This is a genomic window from Mycobacterium sp. DBP42 (assembly GCF_005924235.1).
In the GTDB taxonomy this organism is placed as follows: domain Bacteria; phylum Actinomycetota; class Actinomycetes; order Mycobacteriales; family Mycobacteriaceae; genus Mycobacterium; species Mycobacterium syngnathidarum.
The window spans coordinates 75713-99283 of the sequence record NZ_VCMY01000012.1; the positions used below are offsets into that span (position 1 = coordinate 75713).

23 protein-coding genes are annotated in these 23571 nt (G+C 65.6%); 16 read left to right on the plus strand and 7 right to left on the minus strand.

Going from position 1 to position 23571, the window contains the following annotated elements:
* From E0T84_RS14230 to E0T84_RS14290, 13 genes are all read left to right on the plus strand, one after another.
* Positions 1-843, plus strand: a complete 843-nt coding sequence (locus E0T84_RS14230) for a coniferyl-alcohol dehydrogenase (RefSeq protein WP_138744749.1) — start codon at positions 1-3, stop codon at positions 841-843.
* 15 nt (positions 844-858) lie between these two features.
* A complete protein-coding gene (locus tag E0T84_RS14235; protein WP_138744750.1) occupies positions 859-1845 on the plus strand; it encodes a cyclase family protein in 987 nt (328 codons plus the stop codon).
* A gap of 6 nt (positions 1846-1851) precedes the next feature.
* Complete coding sequence (locus tag E0T84_RS14240; protein ID WP_138744751.1) at positions 1852-2433, plus strand: NADPH-dependent FMN reductase; 582 nt, start codon at positions 1852-1854, stop codon at positions 2431-2433.
* Complete coding sequence (locus E0T84_RS14245) at positions 2430-3263, plus strand: alpha/beta fold hydrolase (protein ID WP_138744752.1); 834 nt, start codon at positions 2430-2432, stop codon at positions 3261-3263. The genes E0T84_RS14240 and E0T84_RS14245 overlap by 4 nt, the downstream gene beginning before the upstream one ends.
* Positions 3263-4078 carry an SDR family NAD(P)-dependent oxidoreductase gene (locus E0T84_RS14250; protein WP_138744753.1) on the plus strand — a complete coding sequence of 272 codons (816 nt, stop codon included), beginning with the start codon at positions 3263-3265 and terminating at the stop codon, positions 4076-4078. Before E0T84_RS14245 ends, E0T84_RS14250 begins: the two co-directional genes overlap by 1 nt.
* A gap of 120 nt (positions 4079-4198) precedes the next feature.
* A complete protein-coding gene (locus tag E0T84_RS14255; protein ID WP_171055027.1) occupies positions 4199-4864 on the plus strand; it encodes a TetR/AcrR family transcriptional regulator in 666 nt (221 codons plus the stop codon).
* A complete protein-coding gene (locus E0T84_RS14260) occupies positions 4861-5055 on the plus strand; it encodes a ferredoxin (protein WP_138744754.1) in 195 nt (64 codons plus the stop codon). Before E0T84_RS14255 ends, E0T84_RS14260 begins: the two co-directional genes overlap by 4 nt.
* A gap of 55 nt (positions 5056-5110) precedes the next feature.
* Positions 5111-6286 carry a cytochrome P450 gene (locus E0T84_RS14265; protein ID WP_255741060.1) on the plus strand — a complete coding sequence of 392 codons (1176 nt, stop codon included), beginning with the start codon at positions 5111-5113 and terminating at the stop codon, positions 6284-6286.
* A gap of 51 nt (positions 6287-6337) precedes the next feature.
* Positions 6338-7507 carry an amidohydrolase family protein gene (locus tag E0T84_RS14270; RefSeq protein WP_070945115.1) on the plus strand — a complete coding sequence of 390 codons (1170 nt, stop codon included), beginning with the start codon at positions 6338-6340 and terminating at the stop codon, positions 7505-7507.
* Entirely contained in the window at positions 7504-8772 is a 1269-nt protein-coding gene (locus E0T84_RS14275; protein WP_070945114.1) for a Xaa-Pro peptidase family protein, read from the plus strand. Before E0T84_RS14270 ends, E0T84_RS14275 begins: the two co-directional genes overlap by 4 nt.
* A complete protein-coding gene (locus E0T84_RS14280) occupies positions 8762-9895 on the plus strand; it encodes a Xaa-Pro peptidase family protein (RefSeq protein ID WP_070945113.1) in 1134 nt (377 codons plus the stop codon). The genes E0T84_RS14275 and E0T84_RS14280 overlap by 11 nt, the downstream gene beginning before the upstream one ends.
* The gene (locus tag E0T84_RS14285) at positions 9888-10847 is read left to right on the plus strand and encodes an enoyl-CoA hydratase/isomerase family protein (RefSeq protein ID WP_138744755.1); all 960 of its coding nucleotides are present in this window, start codon (positions 9888-9890) and stop codon (positions 10845-10847) included. The genes E0T84_RS14280 and E0T84_RS14285 overlap by 8 nt, the downstream gene beginning before the upstream one ends.
* A gap of 4 nt (positions 10848-10851) precedes the next feature.
* Complete coding sequence (locus tag E0T84_RS14290; RefSeq protein WP_138744756.1) at positions 10852-13269, plus strand: CaiB/BaiF CoA-transferase family protein; 2418 nt, start codon at positions 10852-10854, stop codon at positions 13267-13269.
* A gap of 7 nt (positions 13270-13276) precedes the next feature.
* Here the strand turns inward: E0T84_RS14290 and E0T84_RS14295 are convergent, their stop codons facing one another.
* Positions 13277-14554, minus strand: a complete 1278-nt coding sequence (locus E0T84_RS14295; protein WP_138744757.1) for a hypothetical protein — start codon at positions 14552-14554, stop codon at positions 13277-13279.
* A gap of 39 nt (positions 14555-14593) precedes the next feature.
* On the opposite strand from E0T84_RS14295, the gene E0T84_RS14300 reads away from it, so the two are divergent.
* Positions 14594-15400: an SDR family NAD(P)-dependent oxidoreductase gene (locus tag E0T84_RS14300; RefSeq protein ID WP_138744758.1), complete on the plus strand. Its 807-nt coding sequence runs from the start codon at positions 14594-14596 to the stop codon at positions 15398-15400.
* A gap of 10 nt (positions 15401-15410) precedes the next feature.
* Here E0T84_RS14300 and E0T84_RS14305 read toward each other — a convergent pair whose 3' ends face one another.
* Both E0T84_RS14305 and E0T84_RS14310 read right to left on the minus strand, forming a co-directional pair.
* Complete coding sequence (locus E0T84_RS14305) at positions 15411-16256, minus strand: mycofactocin-coupled SDR family oxidoreductase (protein ID WP_138744759.1); 846 nt, start codon at positions 16254-16256, stop codon at positions 15411-15413.
* 430 nt (positions 16257-16686) lie between these two features.
* Positions 16687-17406: a TetR/AcrR family transcriptional regulator gene (locus tag E0T84_RS14310; RefSeq protein ID WP_075910153.1), complete on the minus strand. Its 720-nt coding sequence runs from the start codon at positions 17404-17406 to the stop codon at positions 16687-16689.
* A 206-nt stretch (positions 17407-17612) separates the two neighbouring features.
* Here E0T84_RS14310 and E0T84_RS14315 point away from each other — a divergent pair, with 206 nt between their 5' ends.
* The gene (locus E0T84_RS14315; protein ID WP_070945108.1) at positions 17613-18395 is read left to right on the plus strand and encodes an enoyl-CoA hydratase; all 783 of its coding nucleotides are present in this window, start codon (positions 17613-17615) and stop codon (positions 18393-18395) included.
* A 16-nt stretch (positions 18396-18411) separates the two neighbouring features.
* A complete protein-coding gene (locus E0T84_RS14320; protein WP_138744760.1) occupies positions 18412-19893 on the plus strand; it encodes an adenylate/guanylate cyclase domain-containing protein in 1482 nt (493 codons plus the stop codon).
* Between the two features lie 68 nt (positions 19894-19961).
* Here the strand turns inward: E0T84_RS14320 and E0T84_RS14325 are convergent, their stop codons facing one another.
* The 4 genes from E0T84_RS14325 to E0T84_RS14340 form a co-directional block, all read right to left on the minus strand.
* On the minus strand, positions 19962-20705 hold the full coding sequence (locus E0T84_RS14325) for an acyl-CoA dehydrogenase family protein (RefSeq protein ID WP_239252482.1): 744 nt from the start codon (positions 20703-20705) through the stop codon (positions 19962-19964).
* Positions 20706-20766: 61 nt separating this feature from the next.
* A complete protein-coding gene (locus E0T84_RS14330) occupies positions 20767-21888 on the minus strand; it encodes an acyl-CoA dehydrogenase family protein (protein WP_138744761.1) in 1122 nt (373 codons plus the stop codon).
* Complete coding sequence (locus tag E0T84_RS14335) at positions 21885-22337, minus strand: nuclear transport factor 2 family protein (RefSeq protein ID WP_070945106.1); 453 nt, start codon at positions 22335-22337, stop codon at positions 21885-21887. Before E0T84_RS14335 ends, E0T84_RS14330 begins: the two co-directional genes overlap by 4 nt.
* Entirely contained in the window at positions 22321-23571 is a 1251-nt protein-coding gene (locus tag E0T84_RS14340) for an amidohydrolase family protein (RefSeq protein ID WP_070945105.1), read from the minus strand. Before E0T84_RS14340 ends, E0T84_RS14335 begins: the two co-directional genes overlap by 17 nt.

Consider the following 23571-nt stretch of genomic DNA (forward strand, 5'->3'; position numbering starts at 1 on the left):
GTGGCTGCACTGGACGAGTTGGTGCGCTACGACGGCAAACACGTTGTGGTCACCGGCTGCGGATCGGGCATCGGAGCCGTTCTCACCCGTGCGCTGGGTGAGCTCGGTGCCCGGGTGACCGGCTTGGACATCCGGCCGCCAGAACATCTTCCCGATGCGTTCGTCGAACTCGACCTCGCCGATCCGGAGTCCGTCGACCGTGCCGCCGGTGCGGTCGACGGGCCGGTGGATGCCCTGTTCAACGTGGCCGGTGTGTCCTCGGGTATCGGGAATCCGCTGCTCGTGGTCCGGATCAATTTCCTCGGCACCCGCCAGTTCACCGAAGCGGTGGAGCAACGGATTTCGCCAGGCGGGTCGATCACCTCGGTGTCGTCACTGGCGGCCTCGGGGTACCGCGAAAACCGGTCCACCACTGCCGGGCTGATCAACACCCGATCGGTCGACGAGGGGTTGCAGTGGTGCGCCGACCATCCCGAGGCATTGGCCGACGGTGGCTACCGGTTGTCCAAAGAGGCCACGGTGCTCTACGGGATGTGCCGGGTCGCAGAACTCGGTGCCCGGGGGATCCGGATCAATTGCACCGCGCCCGGGGTCACCGACACGCCCATTCTGGACCAGCTGAGGTCGGCCTACGGTCAGCAGTACCTCGATGCGTTCACCACCCCGCTGGGCCGTAACTCCGAGGCCGCCGAACAGGCGTCGCTGCTGGCGTTCCTGGGCAGCCCGGCCGCCAGTTATGTGACCGGTCAGGTGATCTGGGCCGATGGCGGCATTCTGGCCCAGCGGGAGGCCGCCCTGGTCGATGCTGTAACGGGCACTGCCGACACCGAGAACAGGAGCTGACAGGTGGCCGGGACGATGAGCGACTTCCGCAAGGTCGCCGATGACGTGCGTAACTGGGGACGCTGGGGCGATGCCGACGAACTCGGGACACTCAATCTGATCACCCCCGGCAAGGTCGCCGAGGGTGCGTCACTGGTCACCCACGGCAAGGTGTTCGCGCTCGGCGGTGATTTCTCCTCGGCCGGGCCACAAGGTGCGTTCCAGTTCCGCCAGAACCCGACCCATGTGATGACAGTCGACGGCGGTGACGCCAACACGCTGGCGCAGTACGGCCCGCAGTGGCTGCGCAATTCAGTGGCCCAGGAGGTCAGCGGGTTCTTCGTGGACAACCCGTTTCGCTTCAACGACGACATGATCGTGATGCCGCTGCAGGCGGCCACCCAGTGGGATGCGCTGAGCCACGTCTATTACGAGGACAAGCTCTACAACGGGTTCCCCGCCGATTCGGTCACCAGCTTCGGCGCCTTCCACTGCGGCATCGACAAAGTGGACCGCAAGGGCATCACCTCTCGCGGGGTGCTGCTGGATGTGGTGCGTCACCGTGGGGCCGAGCAGTTCCTGGAGCCGGGCAATCCGATTACGCCGGGCGAACTCGATGACGTGGCCCACGCGCAAGGCGTCGACATCACCTCCGGCGACATCGTGGTGGTCCATACCGGCTGGTGGACAAGGTTTTTGGCGAGCGGAGACGGGGCCGAGCCAGGATCAGGGCTCGACTGGCGTTGTGCGTCGTGGTTGCACGACCATCAGGTGGCGGCCGTCGCCGCCGACAATCTGATGGTGGAGGACCCCGACCCGGCCAACGGTGTCGAGGGCACGTTCCTGCCGATGCACATGTTGTGCCTGCGCGACATGGGCCTGATGCTCGGCGAGTACTGGGATCTGGGCGCGCTGGCGGCCGACTGTGCGGCCGACGGCGTCTACGAGTTCCAACTCATCGCGCCGCCGTTGCGGGTCACCGGTGCCGTCGGTTCGCCGGTGAATCCCATTGCGATCAAGTGAGGAAGTATGACGTCAACTGAGAGAGTGCCATTCGTGGTCGGGATGGGTGGCACCTTGCGGGCCGACTCCTCGACCGAGCGGGCGGTGCGATACTGCCTGGAATCGGTGGAACGCCAAGGTGGCCGGACCCGGATGTTCGCCGGGCCCGACCTGGAGCTGCCCATGTATGCGCCACATTCATTGGAGCGCACGCCGGCAGCCCTGGAGTTCGTCTCCGCCTTACGCGACGCCGACGCCGTCGTGGTGGGTTCGCCCGGTTATCACGGTGCGATCTCCGGCCTGGTCAAGAACGCGCTGGACTACATCGAGGATCTGCGCGAGGACCCGCGGGTCTACCTGGACAACACCCCGTGGGGCTGCATCAGCTGCGCCTACGGTTGGCAGGCCGCCGTCGGAACTCTGGGACAGCTGCGCTCCATTGGGCATGCGTTGCGGGCCTGGCCCACCCCGCTCGGTGTGGCAATCAACTCCGCGGACAAGATCTGGGCTGAGACAGGTGAATTGGCCGATGGAACCGTCCGCGGCCAACTCGAGATGCTGGCTACCCAGTTGTTGGGTTTCGGTCGGGCCGACGGGGCGGTGCAGTGACGGCACAGCGGACGTTCACCCGCAAGAGCATCGACGTCGACGGCCTGGCCACCAGCTATCTGGAAGCCGGCCAGGGTGACCCGGTCGTCCTGCTGCACGGTGGCGAGTTCGGTGCGGGGGCCGAACTGGGGTGGGAGCGGGTCATCGGCGAGTTGGCCGGGCACTACCGGGTGCTGGCCCCGGACATGCTGGGCTTCGGTGAGAGCGCCAAAGTCATCGATTTCAACGACGGCCGCGGCATGCGAATTCGGCACATCGCCCGGTTCTGCGCCGAACTTGATGTCGCCTCAGCGCATTTCGTCGGAAACTCGATGGGTGCGATCAACCTGCTGGTCGATGCGACCTCGGATGCTCCCCGGTTGCCGGTGCGATCGCTGACCGCGATCTGCGGGGGAGGGGAGATCCAGCGCAACGAGCATTCGGCGGCGTTGTACGACTACGACGCCACGCCGGACGGGATGCGACGCATCGTGACCGCGCTGTTCGCCGATCCGGCCTATCCGGCCGACGAGGCGTATGTGCAGCGGCGGTATGAGTCGAGCATCGCGCCGGGGGCCTGGGAAACCTTGGCCGCGGCCCGGTTTCGTCGGCCCGGCCTCCAGCCGCCGGCGATGCCGTCGGCGCAGCGGGCATATGACCGCATCGGTGTGCCGACCATGATCATCGAGGGGGATCGTGACAAGCTGCTGCCGTCCGGCTGGGCCGCCGAAATAGCGGGCCAGATCGCCGGTGCCCGCAGTGCGGTGATCGCCGGAGCAGGGCACTGCCCGCAGATCGAACAGCCTGCCGCGCTGACCGTAGTGCTGCTGGAATTCCTGAAAGAGGTGTGATGAGCAACGAGTTGGCCGGAAAAGTCACGGTCGTCACCGGCGGTGCGTCGGGACTTGGTGAGGGACTGGTACGCCGGTTCGCCGCCGAGGGCGCCAAGGTGATGATCGGCGACATCGACGAGGAGCGCGGGAAGGCCCTGGCCGACGAGTTGGGTGAGAACGCTCGGTTCCTGCTCGCCGACGTCAGTGACGTCGAACAGGTGGGGCGCCTGGTATCGACGGCAGTGGAGACCTTCGGCGGCTTGGACGTCATGGTCAACAACGCCGGCGTCTCGGGTCGGATGCACAGGCGGTTCCTCGACGACGATCTCGCCGACTTCGATTCCGTGATGCGGGTCAACGTCCGGGCGGTGATGGCCGGCACCCGCGATGCCGCGCGGTACATGGCCGAGCACGGTGGCGGTTCGATTCTCAACCTGACCTCGATCGGCGGGATCCAGGCCGGCGGCGGGGTGATGACGTATCGCGCATCCAAGGCCGCAGTCATCCAGTTCACCAAGTCCGCGGCGATCGAGTTGGCCCACTACGAGATTCGGGTCAACGCCATCGCCCCGGGAAATATCCGCACGGCGATCGTGGCCAAGTCGGCCTCACCCGAGGAGCGTGAGCGCATCGAGGAATTCGAGGCGGGGATCCGCGCTCAGATGCGCAACGACCGCCCGCTCAAGCGAGAGGGCACCGTCGAGGACGTGGCCGAGGCCGCGCTCTACTTCGCCACCGACCGCTCCCGGTACGTGACCGGGACGATCCTGCCGATCGACGGGGGCACCGTCGCGGGCAAGGTCCTCGCCCGCAAGTCCAAACCGCAGTCCTGACCTGCTACGCCCTCTGGTCAAAAGCCAGGTTGTCCAGCCAAAAGGCGCAGTTTGGGCCGATCGCGGGCGAATTTAAATCAACTGCTTGACTTAATTACAGGAGGGGCGTTGACTGTAACGGTGACAGCAGCCAACCGGACCGCCCGTGCCGACCGGGCAAGCAGTACCCAGGAGGCGATCCTCAAGGCGGCTGAGCGGCTGTATGCCGAACACGGCGTGTTCGCGGTGTCCAACCGTCAGGTGAGTGAGGCGGCCGGGCAAGGCAACAACGCTGCCGTCGGCTACCACTTCGGCACCAAGACCGATCTGGTCCGCGCGATCGAACACAAGCACCGCGGCCCCATCGAATGCCTGCGCGAGCAGATGGTGGCCGACACCGGGGCTTCGGCCGGCCTGCGGGACTGGGTTGCCTGCCTCGTGCAGCCACTCACCGATCACCTTGCGGCCCTGGGGAACCCGACCTGGTACGCCAGGTTCGCCGCGCAGGTGATGACCGATCCGGCCTACCACAACATCGTGGTCCGCGATGCGCTGAGCTCGCGATCGCTGGTGCAGGTCATCGAGGGGATGAACAACTGCCTGCCGGATCTGCCCGCCGAGGTCCGCGCCGAACGCAACATCATGGCACGCAACCTGTTGATGCACAGCTGCGCCGACCGGGAGCGGGCGATGGCCCAGGGCGGCAACGTGCCGCGGGCGTCCTGGCACGGTGCGGCGTCGGGGTTGATCGACGCGATCGTCGGCCTGTGGATGGCACCGGTTACCCAAGAAAGCGACCTCATATGAAAGTCACTGTCAACCAAGACAAGTGCGTCTCGTCGGGGCAGTGCGTACTCAACGCCAGCGAGGTGTTCGACCAGCGCGACGAAGACGGTGTCGTCGTCCTGCTGGAACCTGAACCCGGCCCGGACCATGTAGACAACGCCCGCCGTGCCGCGGCGGCCTGCCCAGCCCTAGCCATCGAGATCCACGACTGACCTGAGGAATGACGTGTCCGAAACCGTGACCGAAGTTGACATCCCCGAATACCCGATGGAGCGTGCGGCGGCATGCCCGTTCGCCCCCCCGGCGCCCATGTTGGGCAACCCCAAAGGCCTGTTCCGCGTGAAGATCTGGAACGGCAGCACCCCGTGGTTGATCACCGGCCACGAGGAGGCCCGGACCCTCTTCGCAGACTCTCGGATCAGTGTGGACGACCGGATCGAGGGCTTCCCGCACTGGAACGAGCACATGCTCTCCACCGTCGACAAGCGGCCGCGCTCGGTATTCACCTCCGATGCCGAGGAGCACACCCGGTTCCGCCGGATGTTGTCCAAGCCGTTCACGTTCCGCCGCGTCGAGGGGTTGCGCGCGGCCATCCAGAAGATCACCGATGAGTGCATCGACGAGATCCTGGCGGGTCCGCAGCCGGCCGACCTCGTCGCGAAGTTGGCCTTGCCGGTGCCCACCGTGGTGATCAGCGAGATGCTCGGTGTGCCGTACGAAGACCACGAGTTCTTCCAGGAGCACGCGAACGCCGGGCTGGCCCGCTACGCCGCAGCGGACGCCATGCAGAAAGGCGCGATGAGCCTGCACCAGTACCTGATCAATCTGGTCGAGGAGAAGCAGGCCAACCCGTCCGAGGACGCGGTGTCCGATCTGGCCGAGCGCGTGAACGCCGGAGAGATCAGCGTCAAGGAGGCCGCCCAGCTGGGCACCGGCCTGTTGATCGCCGGGCACGAGACCACCGCCAACATGATCGGCATCGGGATCCTGGCGCTGTTGGAGAACCCCGAGCAGGCCGACTTCTTGCGCGATGCCGAGGATCCGAAGGTGATCGCCAACGCGGTCGAGGAACTGATGCGCTATCTGTCCATCATCCAGACCGGCCAGCGCCGCGTGGCGCTGGAGGATATCGAGATCAGCGGTGAGACCATCCGCACTGGTGACGGCGTCATCATCGATCTGTCCCCGGCCAACTGGGATGCGAGGGCCTACCCGGAGCCCGACAAGCTCGACCTCAGCCGCGATGCCAGCCAGCAACTCGGCTTCGGCTACGGCAGGCACCAGTGTGTGGGTCAGCAGCTTGCTCGCGCTGAACTGCAGATCGTGTTCCACACCCTGCTGCGCCGGATCCCGACCCTGCGCCTGGCCGTGCCGCTCGACGAGGTGCCGTTCAAGCACGACCGCCTCGCCTACGGCGTCTACGAACTCCCCGTCACCTGGTAGGTGCCGGCCAGCCGAACTCTCAGCCCTTACAGCCCGATTGGAGTACCACTCATGACCGCTTCGACGACCCTCTATCCGCCCGAGGGCTTCGGTGCGCCGAAGAACCGCAAGGGCCATGCGTCAGCGGACGGGCTGCCCGGATTACCACCGGGCACCACGATCTTCTCGGCCGACAACCACATCTCGGTAGCCGACGACATCTTCTACGAGCGCTTCCCCGAGGAGCTCAAGGGAGCCGCGCCACGGATCTGGTACGAGGACGGCGCCTACATGGTCGGCATGAAGGGCAAGGCCTGGACCGGGGGCGATTTCGGGCGTGTGCTGATGCAGTACGACGACCTGGCCGGGGCTGCGTCCAACAACATCGCGGCACGTGTCCGCGAGCTCAAAGAGGACGGCATCGACAAGGAGCTGGCGTTCCCCAACGCGGTGCTGGCGCTGTTCCACTATCCGGACAAGGCGTTGCGCGAGCGGGTGTTCCGCATCTACAACGAGCACATCGCCGCGCTGCAGGAGGAGTCGAAAGGGCACTTCTACGGCGTCGGGCTGATCAACTGGTGGGACCCCAAGGGGACGCGCAGCACCCTTGAGGAACTGAAGTCGCTGGGACTCAAGACGTTCCTGTTGCCGCTGAATCCGGGCAAGGACGACGAGGGCAACGTCTACGACTACGGCAGCACCGCGATGGACGCGGTCTGGGATGAGATCGAAGCATCCGGAATTCCGGTCAGCCACCACATCGGCGAGACTCCGCCGAAGACTCCCTGCGAGAACAACAGCGTCGTGGTCGGCATGATGGTCAATGTCGACTCATTCCGCGAGCAGTTCGCCAAGTACGTCTTCTCGGGCATTCTCGATCGTCACCCCAAGCTGAAGGTGGGATGGTTCGAGGGCGGAATCGCCTGGGTGCCCACCGCGCTGCAGGACGCCGAGCACATGTTGGCTTCCTACCGGCACATGTTCAATCACGAACTGCAGCACGATGTCCGGTACTACTGGGACAAGCACATGTCGGCTTCGTTCATGGTGGATCCGTTGGGCCTGCGGCTGATCGACGAGATCGGGGTGGACAACGTGATGTGGTCCAGCGACTACCCGCACAACGAAAGCACTTTCGGGTATTCGGAGAAGTCGCTGGCCACCGTTGTCGATGCGGTGGGTCCGGAGAACGCGACCAAGATCGTGTCCACCAACATCCAGAAGTTCCTGGGGCTCGCATGAGCATAGCCACCCAGGCGGGCGTCACCCAGATCGCCCGAACCGGCTTCACCCCGCTCGACATTCCAGACGAGCCTGACCTGGCCCGGATGCGCCGAGAGGTCGGGGCGCGTCTGCACGCGGCGATGGCCGATCAGGGCGTGGATGTGCTCGTCCTGCTGGGCAACAGCAACGTCATGTATGCCACCGGTATCGCCTGGCCGCTGGCCGACGCCGGACTCTCGCATGTCGAGCGGCCGGTCGCAGTCGTGCTGGCCGGTGACGAGCACCCGCACCTGTTCCTGCCGTTCCGGGAGGGTGCGGCCATGGAAACCGGGCTGCCCGATGACCACCTCCACGGTCCGGTGTATCTCGAATTCGACGAAGGTGTCGCGGAATTCGCGCAGATCCTGGCCAGTTTGGTGCCCGCGGGTGCGACAATCGCGACCGATGAGTTGACCGGGGCGATGCGGCTGGCCGGCAGCGCTCTGTTCCCCAGCGCACCGGTTGATGCCGCGCCGGCGATCGGCGCGGCGAAGATCGTCAAGACGATCGACCAGATCGCGTGCATCCGGCGTGCCTGCCGGATCACGGAGGAGGCCATCGCCGAGATTCACAAGTCAGTGGCGCCCGGTGTGCGGCAGATCGACCTGTCCGCCGAATTCGTGCGCCGTACTTTCGAACTCGGTGCCACCACGAACATGTTCGACTCGATCTGGCAGGCCATGCCGGCTTCGCGAGCGGAGGGCGCCTGGACCACCACCGGTGACCTCGCCCTGCCCCTGCTCACCACCGAGCGCGAGTTGCAGCGCGGCGATGTGCTGTGGACCGACGTGTCCATCGCCTACCACGGTTACTGTTCCGACCACGGCCGGACATGGATCGTCGGCCAGGACCCGACACCGGCCCAGCAGAAGCAGTTCGACAAGTGGAGTCGGATCGTCGACGCGGTGCTCGCGGTGACCAAGGCCGGCGCCACCTGTGGTGATCTCGGCCGTGCGGCAACGGAAGCCGCCGGCGGAGAGAAACCGTGGCTACCGCACTTCTACCTGGGCCACGGCATCGGTACCAGCGCAGCTGAAATGCCGATGATCGGAACGGATCTCGGCCAGGAATGGGACGACAACTTCGTCTTCCCCGAGGGCATGTTGCTGGTGTTCGAGCCGGTGGTCTGGGAGGACGGCACCGGCGGTTACCGCGGCGAGGAGATCGTGGTGGTCACCGAGGGTGGCTGGATGCCGCTGACCGCATATCCGTACGACCCCTATGAGGTGTCCCGTGGGAACTGAAATCGAGGCCGACGGCCGGGCCCTGCGCGTCAGCCGCCGGGAGCGCGCCATCGCACAGATGGAGGCCCACGACCTCGACGTGCTGGTCCTCGGCAGGCAGGCCAACGTCCGGTACATCTCCGGCGCTCCGCAGCTGTGGGTGGTGGGTACCCGGCCGTTCGGGCCGATCTGCACGTTCGTCCGCGCGACCGGCGAGATCCACTTGAACAGCACATGGGACGAGGGCATACCTGAGGAGATCCCGCACGAGAACCTGTACGGGTTGGCATGGAATCCGATGACCCTGATCGGTGTGCTGCAGAACATCGAGGGCACCGATACCGCCCGCCGGGTTGGAACCGATGCTCTGACGCCGACGTTCGCCAAGCTGTTGCCGATGGCCTTTCCGAACGCGGAACTGGTCGACGCTGAGCAGGCCATGCGCGCAGCGCGGCGCGTCAAGACCTCCGAAGAAATTCTGGCGCTGCGGCGGGCACTGGCTGTCGCCGAGGAAGCATTGGCGAGAGGGGCGGCAGAGCTGGCTCCCGGGATCAGTGAGAAGCGCCTTGCCGGCACGATATTGGAGGCCGAGGCGGCCGGCGGGGTGAGCACGCCCGCGACCCAGGACGCCGCGTGGGTCACTTCGAAGGACCACCCGTGGCGCCGGGCCGAAGGCGACGGACGAGTGAGCGAGGGCGACCTGGTGGCTTTGTCGGCGGGCGTGCTCGCCGACGGTTACGTCGCCGAGGTCGCGCGTACGCGGTATGTCGGCGAGCCGACGGATACGGTGCGCTCACTGTATCGGCGACGGGATGAACTGTGGGACAGGCTGATCGATGTCTGCCGCCCCGGCAAGCCGACGAGTGCTCTGCTGGATGCGTATGAGCAGGCGGGCGAAAAGCTGCCGGCGATGCCGGTGGCACACGGACTCGGGTTGGGATTCGACCCGCCGGTGGTGTCGCAGAACCTGCGGGCGACCGCCGAATCCGAGTTCCTTGAGGAGGGCATGGTGCTCGCAGTGACCGGGTACGTCTGGGAGCCGGGCGTCGGCGCGGTGTTCACCCGCGATGCCGTTGTCATCGGCGCCGACGGCCCCGAGGTGCTCACCCAAACCCCATCAGATAGTGAGGCGGCACATGCCTGACCGGCCCAAACCTGAGGAGATCATCCTCTACGAGAAGGACCCCAAGACCAAGATCGCCACCATCACGTTCAACCGGCCGGAGTTCCTCAACGCGCCGACGTCGATGGCACGGTTGCGCTACGCCGATGTGCTGCGCGCGGCCAACGCCGACAACGACGTGAAGGTCGTGATCATCCGCGGTGCCGGGGACAACCTGGGCAGCGGCGCCGACCTCCCAGAGTTCATGGAGGGCAACGACAATCCGGCAGTCCGGCTCGCCGAGCTGCGGCTGGAGGATGACGGAGTCGGCGAGGTGACCTACCCACCCAAGGGCACATTCCGTAACGGCGCCACAATCAGCTCCTGGTACGCCAACTCCCAGGCCGGCAACCGGGCGCTACAGGACTTCAAGAAGATCAGCATCGTGGAGGCCAAGGGCTACTGTTACGGCTGGCACTTCTACCAGTGTGCCGATGCGGATCTGGTGATCTCCTCAGACGACGCGCTGTTCGGCCACCCGTCCTTCCGGTATCACGGCTGGGGGCCCCGGATGTGGACGTGGGTCCAGATGATGGGTCTGCGCAAGTTCCAGGAGATGGTCTTCACGGGGCGGCCCTTCACCGCCGCGGAGATGTACGACTGCAACTTCCTGAACAAGGTGGTGCCGCGGGATCAGCTGGAAGACGAGGTACAGAAGTACGCGCTGGCATGTACCCGGAACCGACCGGTGGACACCGTTTTTCAGCAGAAGATGTTCTTCGAGATCTTCAAACAGCAGCAGGGTGAATACATGGGCAGCCTGCTGAGCGCATTCTTCGAGTCGATGGGCAACGGAGTGGCCAACGACAGCGAGGACGACCTGGACATGTTCGAGTCGATCGATACCGGTTTGTCGGCCGCGGTCAATGACAATGACAGCAAATTCCCGCCCGAGTTCCGGCTGTCCAAGAAAAACCGGGCGAAACCCGAATAGGCACATGAGCTCACCACTTGACGGTTACACCGTTGTCGACCTGTCCAGCGGTATCGCCGGGGCATACGCCACGAAGATGCTCGCCGACGGTGGCGCCGATGTGATCAAAGTCGAAGCCCCCGAAGGTGATCCGTTGCGCCGCTGGTCGGCGTCTGGTGCGGGCATCGCACCGGATGAGGACGGTGCCCTGTTCACCTTCCTGGCCGGCGGCAAACGCAGTGTGGTCGTCGAGCCCGGAGAAATGCAGCTGGTGGACCGGCTGGTGGCGGCGGCCGACGCAGTGGTCTGGTCTCCGGAATCGGCTGTCGCGCAGGCGGTCGCACCGGAGGAACTGTTCCGGCGGCATCCGCACCTCATCGTCACCACGATCACGCCGTTCGGTTTGGACGGGCCGTGGAGTGGCCGGCCTGCCACCGAGTTCACCTTGCAAGGCTGGTCGGGCGGCGCAATCGGCATCGGCCGAGGAGTGCAGGACCGCGCGCCGGTATCGATCGGCGGGCAGGTGGGCGAGTGGCTGGCCGGCGCCTACGCGGCGGCGATGACGCTGGCGTTCCGGGCCCGGGCGGTCAGGGACGGTCACGGGGAACTGGTGGATCTCTCGGCGCTGGAGGCCCAGATCCTGGGTCTGACGTACTACCCGGTCACCTATTTCGAAATGCTGGGCCGGCCGTGGCGCAGCGAGCGCAAACCCACAGTCCCCGGGATCGCCGAAGCGGCCGACGGTCTGGTGGCACTCGGATGCGGCACTGCCCAGCAGTGGTGGGACCTGTGTGCGATGTCGGGCCACGATGAATGGATCAACGAGTCCTCCGAGCTGACGATCACCGAGCAGGCCAACTTGCACGCCGGGGAGTTGTACGCGTGGCTGCGCGAGCAACGTGCCGACGACGTGCGGGAGCTCGCCGCGGCGTTCCGAATCCCCAACTCCCCGGTGGGCAACGGGGAGAACGTCACTGCCATGGACCATTTCGTGCAGCGACAGGCTTTCATCCGCAATCCGCAGCATGGGTTCACCCAGCCGGCGGCGCCGTACCGGCTCTCAGGCGTGGCACTGCGGGCGGCGTCACGCGCACCGCGCCTGGGGGAGCACACCAAGGAGGTCGCGGCGGCCACGTTGAGCCCACGCGACGTGCCGGCCGGTAGGCCCCGCGGGGATCGCCTGCCGTTCAGCGGCTTGCGGGTGCTCGACATGACGACGTTCTGGGCCGGGCCGTCGTGCACGCATCCGCTGGGCATGCTCGGCGCCGAGGTGATCCACCTGGAGTCGACCCCACGCCCGGACGGCACCCGGTTGATCGCCGGTATCCCGGCCAGCGTGGAGCAGTGGTGGGAGCGATCGCCGATCTTCAGTGCGCTCAACACCAACAAGAAGAGCTTGACCCTGGACTTCCAGACCGAGCAGGGCCGGGATCTGTTGCGCCGGCTGATTGGCACCTGCGACGTGGTGGTGGAGAACTTCACCCCCAGAGTGATCGAGCAGATCGGGCTCGATTTTGACTCGCTACGGGAGCTCCGCGAAGACATCATCATGGTGCGGATGCCCGGATTCGGGCTCGACGGGCCGTGGCGGGACAACCCGGCATTCGCCTACATCATCGAGGACTCGTCCGGGTTGAGTTGGCTCACGGGCTACCCGGATCGCACCCCGTTCGAGCCTTATTCGATCGGTGATCCCAATGCCGGGATCCACGCATTGTCGGGGCTGATGCTTGCGCTCGAGCATCGCCGCCGCACCGGGCAGGGAGTGCTCGTCGAGGCCGCGATGGTCGACGCCGCGCTCAACATCGCTGCCGAACAGGTCATCGAGTATTCGGCCTACGGGGCGTTGCTGCAGCGCGACGGTAACCGTGGCCCGGCCGCGGCGCCGCAGAACATCTACCAGTGCGCCGATATCGATGAGTTCGGCCGCCCGGACAGCTGGGTTGCGATCGCGGTCAACTCCGACGCCCAGTGGTCCGCCCTGCGCGCGGCGCTCGGCCTGCCGGATTGGGCGACTGATCCAGAGCTCGATTCTGCCGACGGGCGCCGAGCACACCACGATCTGATCGACGAGAAGCTGGCGGCCTGGTGTCTGCCGCGCAGCGGCGACGAGATCGTCGAAACCCTGTGGCCGGCCGGTGTTCCGGTGGCGAAAGTCATGCAGCCGCACCGGCAGTTGGAATTGCCGCAGGTGCGGTTCCGGCAGTTCTTCGAACATGTGGGGCATCCGGTGAACAATGCCGCACCGCACAGCACTCTGCCGGTCTCGCTGGCCAACGGACCACGGGCGTTGCACCGTCAGCCGGCACCGCTGCTGGGTGAGCACAACCATGAATTGCTGACGGAACTGGGATTGTCGGAAGGGGAGATCGCCACGTTGGCCGAGGACGGCGTGATCGGCACTGAACCAGGAGTGGGCGGGCGTCGCAAGGCGGCGCGCTGACCGGGGCTCAACCCCGCTCGAACACGTCGAGCAGCGACCCGAAATCCTCGGTGTCCCAGAGGTGCAGAACGTTGCTGAGCATCAGGAGCGGGGACCGCACTGCTTCATGGTCGGCTATGCACGGGTCTGTGCGGTCGACGCCGTGGTCGGGCAACACGGACTGCAGGTAAGCCGGCGTGTCGAGCAGCCAGGTCACTCCCATCACCGCGGCGTACAGCATCAGCTGTGCGCGCAGGGTGTCGAGGTCGATGGCGGGCCCACCGGCGCAGCGGTACTCGGCCGCGAAATGGGTCAGCAACCCGTCGATGTGCTGTTTCCACAGCTCGGTTTCGGCGCTGCACAGCGAACCCCACAGCGCCATCGCCACATTCATCACGCTGACACAGCCCCAGTCCATCAGCCCGCAGCTCAGGGTCCCGTCCGGGTCGGCCCAGAACCAGGCGTTGTCCACGTTGGCGTTCCAGTGACACAGCGCCACCTGGTCTTCTGTGGAATGCAGCCGGGCCATGACGGCACCCTCGGCGGCGGCAATCCGGTCGACGTCGGCGAGCATCCTGGCGACAAACCCCGGATTCGCGACGGCAGGTGGTAGCAATGCCGGGTAACGGCCTGCGAATTCGACCAGCCGGTGGACCTGTGCGGTGAGCTCATCGGCAGAGTGGTGTACGCGGCGGCCGACGGCCACCTTGGCGGCGTCGTACCGGAATCGATCGGCCACCTCCTCGGGGAGGACACCGGCCTTGTGGGCGCCGGCCAGCCGGGCAACCGAGGTGAGCAAGGCCCGGTAGTGACCGAGCGCGTCGGGCATTCGGTAGTCCAGGCACTTGTCGTAGTGCGGTTCAATACCGGCGTTACCGAACGAGATCCGCTCGGTCAACAGCATCCCGGTGCACGAGTCGTGGTGGTAGTCGGCGAACATGCACGCCGGAACGGTGACGGGCAGCGCGCAACCGGCCGACAACTCCCCGAAGGCCACCTCGAGGTCCATCTGAGACTTTCCGCGGTCGCGGCGCGGATTGTCGAAGTCGCGGGAGAACTTGACGAACAGCTCGGTGGGCAAGCCAACCCTTGGATGCGCATAGTCCACGTCCAGTAGTGCCTTGCGTCCGGTGCTGCCGCCACCGCATTCCTGGAAGTGGGTGATCGCGCTGACTCGGTTGCCTTGGGGGAGGGCACCGAACGCCTGCAGGGCAGCGGTGAGAAAGTCCGGGCCGGCACTGAGAAGTGTTGCCGGATCGGCCGGAAATTCCAGGCCGGTCCTGCCGCCCTTCACCCACCGTGGCATCTGGCCTCACCACCAGTCGAGGCAGTAGCTTCAATAACCATGGCTATCAATCCTTCTGACATCTTGCTCACCGGACAGGTGGCGGTTGTCACCGGCGGTGGTACCGGTATCGGCAGGGGTATCGCTGCCGGCTTGGCGGCCTTCGGTGCCACGGTGGCCATTTGGGAGCGTAATGCGGACAGCTGCGCCGCTGCCGCCGAATCGCTCGGTGCCCTGGGCATTGTCACCGATGTGCGCGACGCCGAGCAGGTGGACGCCGCGTTGACGCAGACTGCCGACGACCTGGGCCCGGTGCGCATCTTGGTGAACAATGCCGGGGGCGTGTTTGCCTCTGCGCTGCTGGAAACCAGCGAGAACGGTTGGGATGCGCTGTACAAGAGCAACCTTCGTCACGTGTTGCTGTGCACACAGCGGGTGGCACGGCGTTTGGTCGCCGATGAGTTGCCGGGCAGCATCATCAATCTCACGTCGATCGAAGGAGTGCGTGCGGCCCCCGGCTATGCCGCGTATGCCGCTGCGAAGGCCGGCGTCATCAACTACACCCAGACGGCGTCGTTCGAGCTTGCGCCGCACGACATCCGGGTCAACGCGATCGCCCCGGACCTCACCATCACCGAGGGGCTGCTGGCATTGTCTCCGGGAGGTCCGCCTGCCGGTATCGCTGACGGCATCCCGATGGGCCGCGCTGGGGATGTCGATGAAATCGCCGGAGCGGCAGTCTTTCTTGCTTCCAGCCTGTCGGGCTATGTCACCGGGCAGACGATTCACGTCGATGGTGGCACGCGGGCTGCGGGTGGCTGGTACCGCCACCCGCAGACCGGCGCTGCAACCCTCGGTCCGGGTTAGGGCTCCGGACCTACTTGAGGCAGCTTCCCGCGTCGACCGGCAGGGTCACGCCGGTGACGTACCGGGCTTCGTCGGAGGCCAGGAACAGCACGGCGTTGCTGATGTCCACGGCCTCCACCCACGGGATGGGCAAGGTGTGGAACAGCTGGCAGATCGGTGCCATATCGTCGGGACCGGGGTTCTCCAGGTCGGGCCGGAACATCTTGAATGTGCCGTCGTTGTGCAGCATGGGGGTCGCCACATGTGTGGGATGCACGCTGTTGCAACGGATGTTGTGCTGGCCCAGCTCCACGGCGAAGCCGCGCATCAGGCCGACGACGCCGTGCTTGGCGGCGACGTAGTTGCCGCAGTGCGGGTACGCCTTGAGTCCGCCGACCGAGCTGGTCAGGACGATCGAGCCGCCGCGACCACCTTCGATCAGGTGCGGTACACCGGCTTTGACGGACTTCCAGACGCCCGACAGGTTGATGTCGATCATCTCGTCCCAGTCGAGCTGGCTGGTTTCGTGCAGCACGTCGCCGCCGTTGCCGATACCGGCGTTGGCCACGATGATGTCGAGCCGGCCGAGCTGTTCCACGCCGCTGTCGACGGCCGCCTTGATCGCATCCGCGTCGCGGACGTCGACCTCGGCGGTCACCACCCGGCGGTCGAGCCCCTTGATGAGGTTGGCGGTTTCCGCCAGATCATCGGAGGTGGAGGCCGGGATGGCGGTCTCCACGCCTGGCCGGATCGGTCCGCAGATGTCGATCGCGATGATGTCGGCACCTTCTTGCGCCAGCCGCACTGCGTGGCTACGACCCTGGCCGCGGGCCGCGCCGGTGACGAACGCGACCTTGCCTTCCACCCGTCCAGTCATTGATTACCCCAGTTCTGTCTCGTGTCTGCCACATGCTCGGTGAGTTCTGTGCACCTGCTCAGCAACTCTGTCACCGGGTCGCCCACCATGTCAACGACAGATACGTTTCTGGCAATTTGTACTCTCTGCTTAGAAGAATGAAATTCTCAAGCATGCGTCGCGACGCCACTCATGGTCGGGCGGATCGCCCGCTACGAGACTGGCCATCCGGTGATTCGCTGCGCACCCGTCCGCATCGGTACCTACGTGGTCAGGCCCGAAGACATGAACAGCACTCGGCTCCAGCTGTGGTTGCTCGACGATCACGCACAAAGCGCGGGCGTCGATGGTGTCAGTCGCCCGACTCGGGGCGAGACGGCGGTGAGTCCGGAGATCGGACCGGCACCTGGGTGCAAGGAAAATTCTTTCCTTAGGAGAACGAAATTCTCAGCTAGCTGGCGGCGAATCCATTGGCCACGAAGTCCCAGACCTCGTCGGCGGTGATCGGATGGACCGACGCCTCGTCGGCGCCACCGCTGGATTGCGCGACGAACATCACCGTCTGCATCGTCATTGCAGCCATCCGGCGGGGGTTGATCCCGGGGCGCAGCTGGCCGGCCTCGCAGGCTTCCTCCATGAGCTCGGTCAGCAGGGCCAGCAGTGGCGCGTGCGCGACTTTCACTTCAGAGGGATGTGAAACCAGCAAACGGGGTGCGAAATCGGTGAACAGCGGGCGTTTGGCCGCCGGATCGGGCCGGGACGATTCGAAGAGCAGCTGGATGGCGACCTTGAGCCGTTCGATCGGCTCACCCTGTGTGGAGGTGGCGGCCCGGATCTGATCTGCCGAGCGGCTCAACGCGTCCTCGAACAGCGCCAGCAGGAGCTCGTGCTTACCATCGAACTGCAGGTAGAAGCTGCGCAGCGACTGCCGGGAGCGGTCAACGACCTCCTGCACGGTGAAGTCGGTGCTGCCCTTCTCGATGATGATCGCCTGGGCTGCGTCCAGGAAGCGTTGCACCCGCTGGGCGGCGCGCAACTTGGCGGTTTTGATCGACCGCTCGACAGCTCGTTGCTTCCACGCGGGTTCTTCGCCAGCGGTGGTCACTGGCCGCTCCGACGCTTGTCGAGTGGGGAGAACATGAACTGACTGTACCGGAGAACGCCTTGCCATTGTGGTGCCGGACCCCCTCGCGGCCAACGTGTCGGAGATTGTAACTTTCGTGCTGTGAGAATAGTATTCTCATCACGGGAATTATAGAAGTCCTTTGAGAAGAAGGGTTTCGCGCCAGATGGGGCGCCGCCGGGGCGCTGTTTGCGGGAGGTCGCCACGCTCGCACAGGCGGCTGTCGCGTGGCAGCTGTGAACAGAAGGAAACACGTGTACATCGACTACGACGTCGCCGATTCGATCGCCACGATCACCCTCAACCGGCCGGAAGCGGCCAATGCCCAGAATCCCGAGCTTCTAGATGAACTTGACGCCGCCTGGACCAGAGCTGCCGATGACCGCGATGTGAAAGTGATCGTGCTGCGGGCCAACGGCAAGCACTTCTCGGCGGGACATGACCTGCGCGGTGGTGGGCCGGTACCCGACAAGATCACCCTCGAGTTCCTGATCGAGCACGAGTCTCGGCGCTACCTGGAGTACACCCTGCGGTGGCGCAACGTGCCCAAGCCGTCGATCGCGGCGGTCCAGGGCCGCTGTATCTCCGGTGGCCTGCTGCTGTGCTGGCCGTGCGATCTGATCCTGGCCGCCGACGACGCGCTGTTCTCCGATCCGGTTGCGCTGATGGGTATCGGCGGTGTCGAGTACCACGGCCACACCTGGGAACTCGGTGCCCGCAAGGCCAAGGAGATCCTGTTCACCGGCCGCGCTCTGACCGCCGAGGAAGCCGAGCGCACCGGCATGGTCAACCGGGTGGTTCCGCGCGCCGAACTCGACACCCAGACCGCTGAATTGGCCGCACAGATCGCGCAGATGCCGGCGTTCGCGCTCCGCCAGGCCAAGCGCGCGGTCAATCAGACCCTCGACGTGCAGGGCTTCTACGCTGCGATCCAATCGGTGTTCGATATTCACCAGACTGGGCACGGCAATGCGCTTAGCGTCAGTGGATGGCCGGTGCTGATGGATATCGACGGGATGAAGCAGAACATCAAGTAGGCCTGGGCCTCTGAAGATGGGGGCGATCCGGCTCAGCGTGAGTTACGCGGCCAGACAGATCTACGCGCAGACCACCGCTGCGGCCGCGGTCACACTCGTGGTGCTGGCGCTGAGCCGCAACACCGTCGGTGATGCGCGCGAGCTGATGACCCAGGCGAATCTGATCGCGCTGATCGCACTGATGGTCGCGGCCGCGATCGTCGACACCGTCGTCGGCTGGGTCAATGTCCATCCGACGTTCAAATGGTTTGCCGCGGGCAAGGATCCGACACCGAAACAGCAGCAGGCGGCCATGCGTATCGCGCCGCGTCAGACCATCATCCAGTTCACCACCTGGGCAGTGAGCGCAGTCGTGTACACGCTGCTGAACCTCGACGCAGGCGGTGGTGTCGCCTATGTGATGGGCGGTGCGATCCTCTTCGGCGGCGTAGCTGCGGCCTGTATGGGATTCCTGGTGACCCAACGGATGTTGCGGCCGATCGTCGCCGCGTCGTTGACTGCGTCCTCTGCCGCGATCGTCCGGATGCCCGGCGTGCTGGCGCGCCTGATCACGATCTGGACGCTGTTCAGCGGGCTGCCGATGGTGGGTATCGCCTTGATCGTGCTGGCGCGCTCGAACGGCTGGTTCGTGCAGAAGACGGCGCCGGTCGAGGCCGCTGTGCTCGTTCTGGCCGTCGTCTCGCTGGTCTTCGGACTGCGGTCGATGGTGCTGGTGGCCCGCTCGGTGTCCGACCCGATCGGGGAGGTCGTGCTGGCCATGAAAGCCGTCGAACGCGGCTGGTCGGGTGTCTCGGTCAAGGTGTACGAATCGTCTGAGATCGGCCGGCTCCAATACGGATTCAACCGGATGCTGGCCGGCCTGGCCGAGCGGAACCGGTTGCGCGACCTGTTCGGTCGCTATGTGGGGGTCGACGTGGCCCGTCACGCGCTGCAGCAGGGCGCGGCGGTCACCGGTGACGTCCGAGAGGCGGCCGTGCTCTACGTCGACCTGGTCGGCTCTACCGCGTTGGGGGCGTCGCGGCCGCCGCAGGAGGTCGCGCAACTGCTCAACGGCTTCTTCAAGATTGTGGTGGACACCGTCGAGCGGCATCACGGCCTGATCAACAAGTTCGAGGGTGACGCCGTGCTGGCGGTGTTCGGCGCACCGCTACGGCTGGACAATCCGGCCTCCTCGGCGCTGGCCACCGCGCGGGCGCTGGTGCCACGGCTGCACGAGCTCCCCGATGTGGAGTTCGGCGTGGGCATTTCGTGTGGGACGGTGTTCGCAGGAAACATCGGTGCCGAGAACCGTTACGAGTACACAGTGATCGGTGATGCGGTCAATGAGGCGGCGCGGCTGGCCGACCACGCCAAGGACCGCGAGTCCACGGTGTTGTGTTCGGGGAGTGCGCTGGCCCATGCCGACGCCGACGAGGGCCAGCATTGGGTGGTGCGGGGTTCGACTGTGCTGCGTGGCCGCTCGACGGCCACCGTCTTCGCCGAGCCGGTCACCCTTTAGCGCGAGCAGACGCAGAATCGCATGAATCCGTGTGCCGGAGTGCGATTCTGTGTCTGCTCGCGGGGAAACTAAAGCTGGGCCAGGCGGGGCACGGTCCCTCGGGCACGCAGGCCGGCACCGGCCTTGCGGGTGAGTTCCCGTGAGCTGCCCAGCAATCCGTCGAGCACCAGGACGCGCTTGACGTGGGTGTGCAGCTCATGTTCCTCGGTGAAACCGATACCGCCGAGCACCTGCTGGCAGTGCTTGGCCGCGGTCAGCGCGGCCTTGCCCGCAGCGGCCTTGGCCAGCAGCGAGTTCAGGTCGACGTTGTCGGCGCCGGGCAGGCTCAGTGTCGCCTCGGCACCTTCGATGGCCACGAGAGTCTCTGCCAGGCGGTGCCGGACAGCCTGGAAGGACGAAATCGGCTTGCCGAACTGGACCCGGTCCAGTGCGTGCTGTCGGGCCAGGGCCAGCATCCCCCGGGCCGAACCGACGAGCCACCAGCCCAATGCGCGACGAGCCTCCGAGATCCGCAGCAGCTGGCCGTCGGGTACCTGCTTCAGCGGCAGTCCACCCAGCGTCGGGTTTTCCGGGGATTCCCCACGTTCCCACACCACCCAGGTACCACCGGCATAGGGCATCGGCGGCGTACCGCCGGGCAGGCCCCCGATGGTCTCCAGGAGAACATCGTTGAGAACCGAAGCGTGTGAACCGGTTTCTCCGAGCAGCCGGAACACCAGCGGCATGGCGACCTCCGGCATGTCGGACAGCATCTCGGCCCAGCCGAGTTCAGCCAACGCAGCATCCAGTTTGGCGCCGGATGCCGACAGCATGGTCTTGCGGAGTGTGTCTTCGAGCAGGCCCAGTGATTCGGTGTCCAAATCGGTCACGCCGTCATTCCTTCCCGAGGTCCAGCAGTCGGCGCGCGATGATGTTGCGCTGCACTTCTGCTGTGCCGCCGTAGATGGTCGACGCCCGCGAATACAGATACTCGGTGCGCCATTCGGAGTCTTCGAGCTCGATGACGCCGGGCATCAGGTTGCGCGCGGTGTCGTAGAGCAATTGTTCGGCGCCGGCCAGCAGCACCTTGTCGATCGAGGTGTCCGGTCCGAGCTTGTGGCCGTCGGCCAGCCGGTGCTGAGTTGCCGCGGAACGGCAGCGCAAGGTGTGCAAGGCCAGATAGACCTCGCCGAGGTCCGGGTCCACCACCTGCCCTTGCCGTTTCACCGCTTCGACCAGGGCGTCGAAACGTGAGTAAAGGTAGGCGATGCGCTGCCAGAAGCAGGTCGAGCGCTCGTAGGGCAGCAGATCCATCGCCAGCTGCCAGCCGTCGCCCGGCTTGCCGAGCATCCGGCTCGCGTCGACCTCGACATCATCGAAGTACACCTCGCAGAACTCGTCGACATCGTGCATGGTGCGTAGCGGCCGGACCGTGATACCGGGGGAGTCGGTGTCGACGAAGAAGGCCGTGATCGCCTGATGGTTGGGAGTGTCCGCATCGCCGGTGCGGGTCAGCAAGATGCACCGGTGTGAGTACTGCGCGAAGCTGGTCCAGACCTTCTGGCCGTTGATCACCCATTTGTCGCCCCGTTGCACGGCGCGCGTGGTCAGCGAGGCCAGGTCGCTGCCCGAGCCTGGTTCGGAGAATCCTTGGCACCATTGCTCTTCGCCGGACAGCAGTTTCGGCACCATCTCGGCGGCCAGTTCCTTGGGCGCGTAGTCGATCATCGTCGGCGCCAACACTTCCAGCATCGAATACGGGCCGGGCTCGGCCAGCCTGCGGCCCACGACCTCCTCGCCGACGATGGCGCGCAGCATCTCCGGACCGCCCAGCCCGCCGGCATGCTCGGGCCAGCCGTAGCGGCTCCAGCCGCCGGCGTACAGCGCCTTCTGCACGCGGGCGAACTGACGCATGTGACCTGAAAGCGAATGGTCTTCCGGTGCCGTCAGGTCGTTCTCGGCGAGCCAGTCCTGCAGCGCCGTACGGAATTTCGCGGGTTCGAAAAGCTCGCTCATCCGGCTTCCGGCCTGCCGATCGCATGCGGCCGGCCATGGTCGTGATCACCACTGCGCCGGATGAAGGTCATCGCCCGGGTCTTGAGCCGCCAGCCCTCGGCGGTCCGCACGTAGGTGTCGCGGTAGTAGCCGATGCGCATGTCGTGCTTGGAGTGCTCGATGAAGCAGAGCGGTTGCGTGCCTTTTGCAGTGTTGCGGGTGTCGTCATCGTCGAATTCGATCAACGCTGTTCCGGTCATGAACAGGCCCTTGGGGGCGGCGTCGACGAGCACGGGGAAGCGATTGAGCGTGTAGGTCTCGCCAAAGGCGCTGTAGGTGCCGTCGGGGGTGAAAACGCTGATCAGTCCATCGATGTCGCCCTGGGTGATGGTGACCGCGTACTTGGCGAGCACCTGCTGGATCTCGATCAGATCCTCGGTGCGGCTCGGCTTGTCAGTTGATGTGGTCATTGCGGAAGACCTTACCGCCTTTCATTACAAAATCCACATGTTGTGTAACGCTGATGTCCTCGAGGGGGTTTCCCGGCACCGCGATGATGTCGGCGAGCAGCCCTTCGGCCAGTCGGCCGCGGTCGGTGACGTTGATCAGATCTGCGGCGATCGTGGTGGCCGAGCGCAGTACCGCGGCCGGCGGCATGCCCCACTCGACCAGTGTGACGAGCTCATCGGCATTCTTCCCGTGCGGGATGGCGGGTGCGTCGGTGCCGACAGCGATCTTCACCCCGGCCTCGTACGCGGCCTTGATGGATGTCTCGGCCTTCGGGAACATCTCGGCGGCTTTGTCCTGCAAGACTTTCGGCGCCTTGGAGACATCCATGGCCTGGGCCAGGCGACGGGTGGTGACCAGGAACCGGTCGTTGTCGACGAGCATCTGGATCGCTTCGTCGTCCATCAGGAAGCCGTGCTCGATGCAGTCGATGCCGCAGTCCACGGCATGTTTGACGGCCTCGGCGCCGTGGGTGTGGGCCGCGACGCGCAGTCCGCGCCGGTGGGCCTCATCGACGATGACACGCAACTCTTCGTCCGAATAGTGTTGTGCCCCGGCCTCACCGGTGAGTGACATGACGCCACCTGAACAACACACCTTGATCAGCTGGGCCCCGTGCTTGATCTGGTAGCGCACCGCCTTGCGGATCTCGTCGACCCCGTTGGCGATGCCTTCCTCGATGGTCAACTCCAGAACGCCGGGCATGAATGCCGCGAACATCGTCGGATCGAGATGTCCGCCGGTGGGGGTGATGGCGTGGCCTGCGGGGACGATGCGCGGACCGTCGATCCAGCCGGCGTCGATGGCCTTGCCCAAGGCGACGTCGAGCAGGTAGCCGCCGGTTTTGACGAACAATCCGAGGTTGCGCACGGTGGTGAACCCGGCGCGCAGGGTGCGGCGGGCATTGCCCACCGCGCGCAGTACGCGGGTCGGGGGATCGTCCTGCACCTGGGACAGGCCCGGGTTCTCGCCGCGGCCGCCCATGAGCAGGTTGACTTCCATGTCCATCAGGCCGGGCAGCAAGATCGAGTCGCCGAGATCGACAACCTCGTCATTGGGACCGATAACGGTGTCTGATGTGCCGTCTCCGACGGCGACGATGCGGTCCCCGTCGACACGGACAATGCCGGGACGAATGATCGTCCCGGCATCGACGTCGACCAGACCCGCGGCTTTGAGGGTCAGTACGTTCGACAC

Coding starts and splice junctions, on each gene's coding strand:
- E0T84_RS14235 (WP_138744750.1), top strand. CDS start 859: ATGAGCGACTTCCGCAAGGTCGCCGATGACGTGCGTAACTGGGGACGC.
- E0T84_RS14240 (WP_138744751.1), top strand. CDS start 1,852: ATGACGTCAACTGAGAGAGTGCCATTCGTGGTCGGGATGGGTGGCACC.
- E0T84_RS14250 (WP_138744753.1), top strand. CDS start 3,263: ATGAGCAACGAGTTGGCCGGAAAAGTCACGGTCGTCACCGGCGGTGCG.
- E0T84_RS14260 (WP_138744754.1), top strand. CDS start 4,861: ATGAAAGTCACTGTCAACCAAGACAAGTGCGTCTCGTCGGGGCAGTGC.
- E0T84_RS14265 (WP_255741060.1), top strand. CDS start 5,111: ATGGAGCGTGCGGCGGCATGCCCGTTCGCCCCCCCGGCGCCCATGTTG.
- E0T84_RS14270 (WP_070945115.1), top strand. CDS start 6,338: ATGACCGCTTCGACGACCCTCTATCCGCCCGAGGGCTTCGGTGCGCCG.
- E0T84_RS14275 (WP_070945114.1), top strand. CDS start 7,504: ATGAGCATAGCCACCCAGGCGGGCGTCACCCAGATCGCCCGAACCGGC.
- E0T84_RS14285 (WP_138744755.1), top strand. CDS start 9,888: ATGCCTGACCGGCCCAAACCTGAGGAGATCATCCTCTACGAGAAGGAC.
- E0T84_RS14290 (WP_138744756.1), top strand. CDS start 10,852: ATGAGCTCACCACTTGACGGTTACACCGTTGTCGACCTGTCCAGCGGT.
- E0T84_RS14295 (WP_138744757.1), bottom strand. CDS start 14,554: ATGCCACGGTGGGTGAAGGGCGGCAGGACCGGCCTGGAATTTCCGGCC.
- E0T84_RS14300 (WP_138744758.1), top strand. CDS start 14,594: ATGGCTATCAATCCTTCTGACATCTTGCTCACCGGACAGGTGGCGGTT.
- E0T84_RS14305 (WP_138744759.1), bottom strand. CDS start 16,256: ATGACTGGACGGGTGGAAGGCAAGGTCGCGTTCGTCACCGGCGCGGCC.
- E0T84_RS14310 (WP_075910153.1), bottom strand. CDS start 17,406: ATGGCAAGGCGTTCTCCGGTACAGTCAGTTCATGTTCTCCCCACTCGA.
- E0T84_RS14320 (WP_138744760.1), top strand. CDS start 18,412: ATGGGGGCGATCCGGCTCAGCGTGAGTTACGCGGCCAGACAGATCTAC.
- E0T84_RS14325 (WP_239252482.1), bottom strand. CDS start 20,705: ATGCTGTCGGCATCCGGCGCCAAACTGGATGCTGCGTTGGCTGAACTC.
- E0T84_RS14330 (WP_138744761.1), bottom strand. CDS start 21,888: ATGAGCGAGCTTTTCGAACCCGCGAAATTCCGTACGGCGCTGCAGGAC.
- E0T84_RS14335 (WP_070945106.1), bottom strand. CDS start 22,337: ATGACCACATCAACTGACAAGCCGAGCCGCACCGAGGATCTGATCGAG.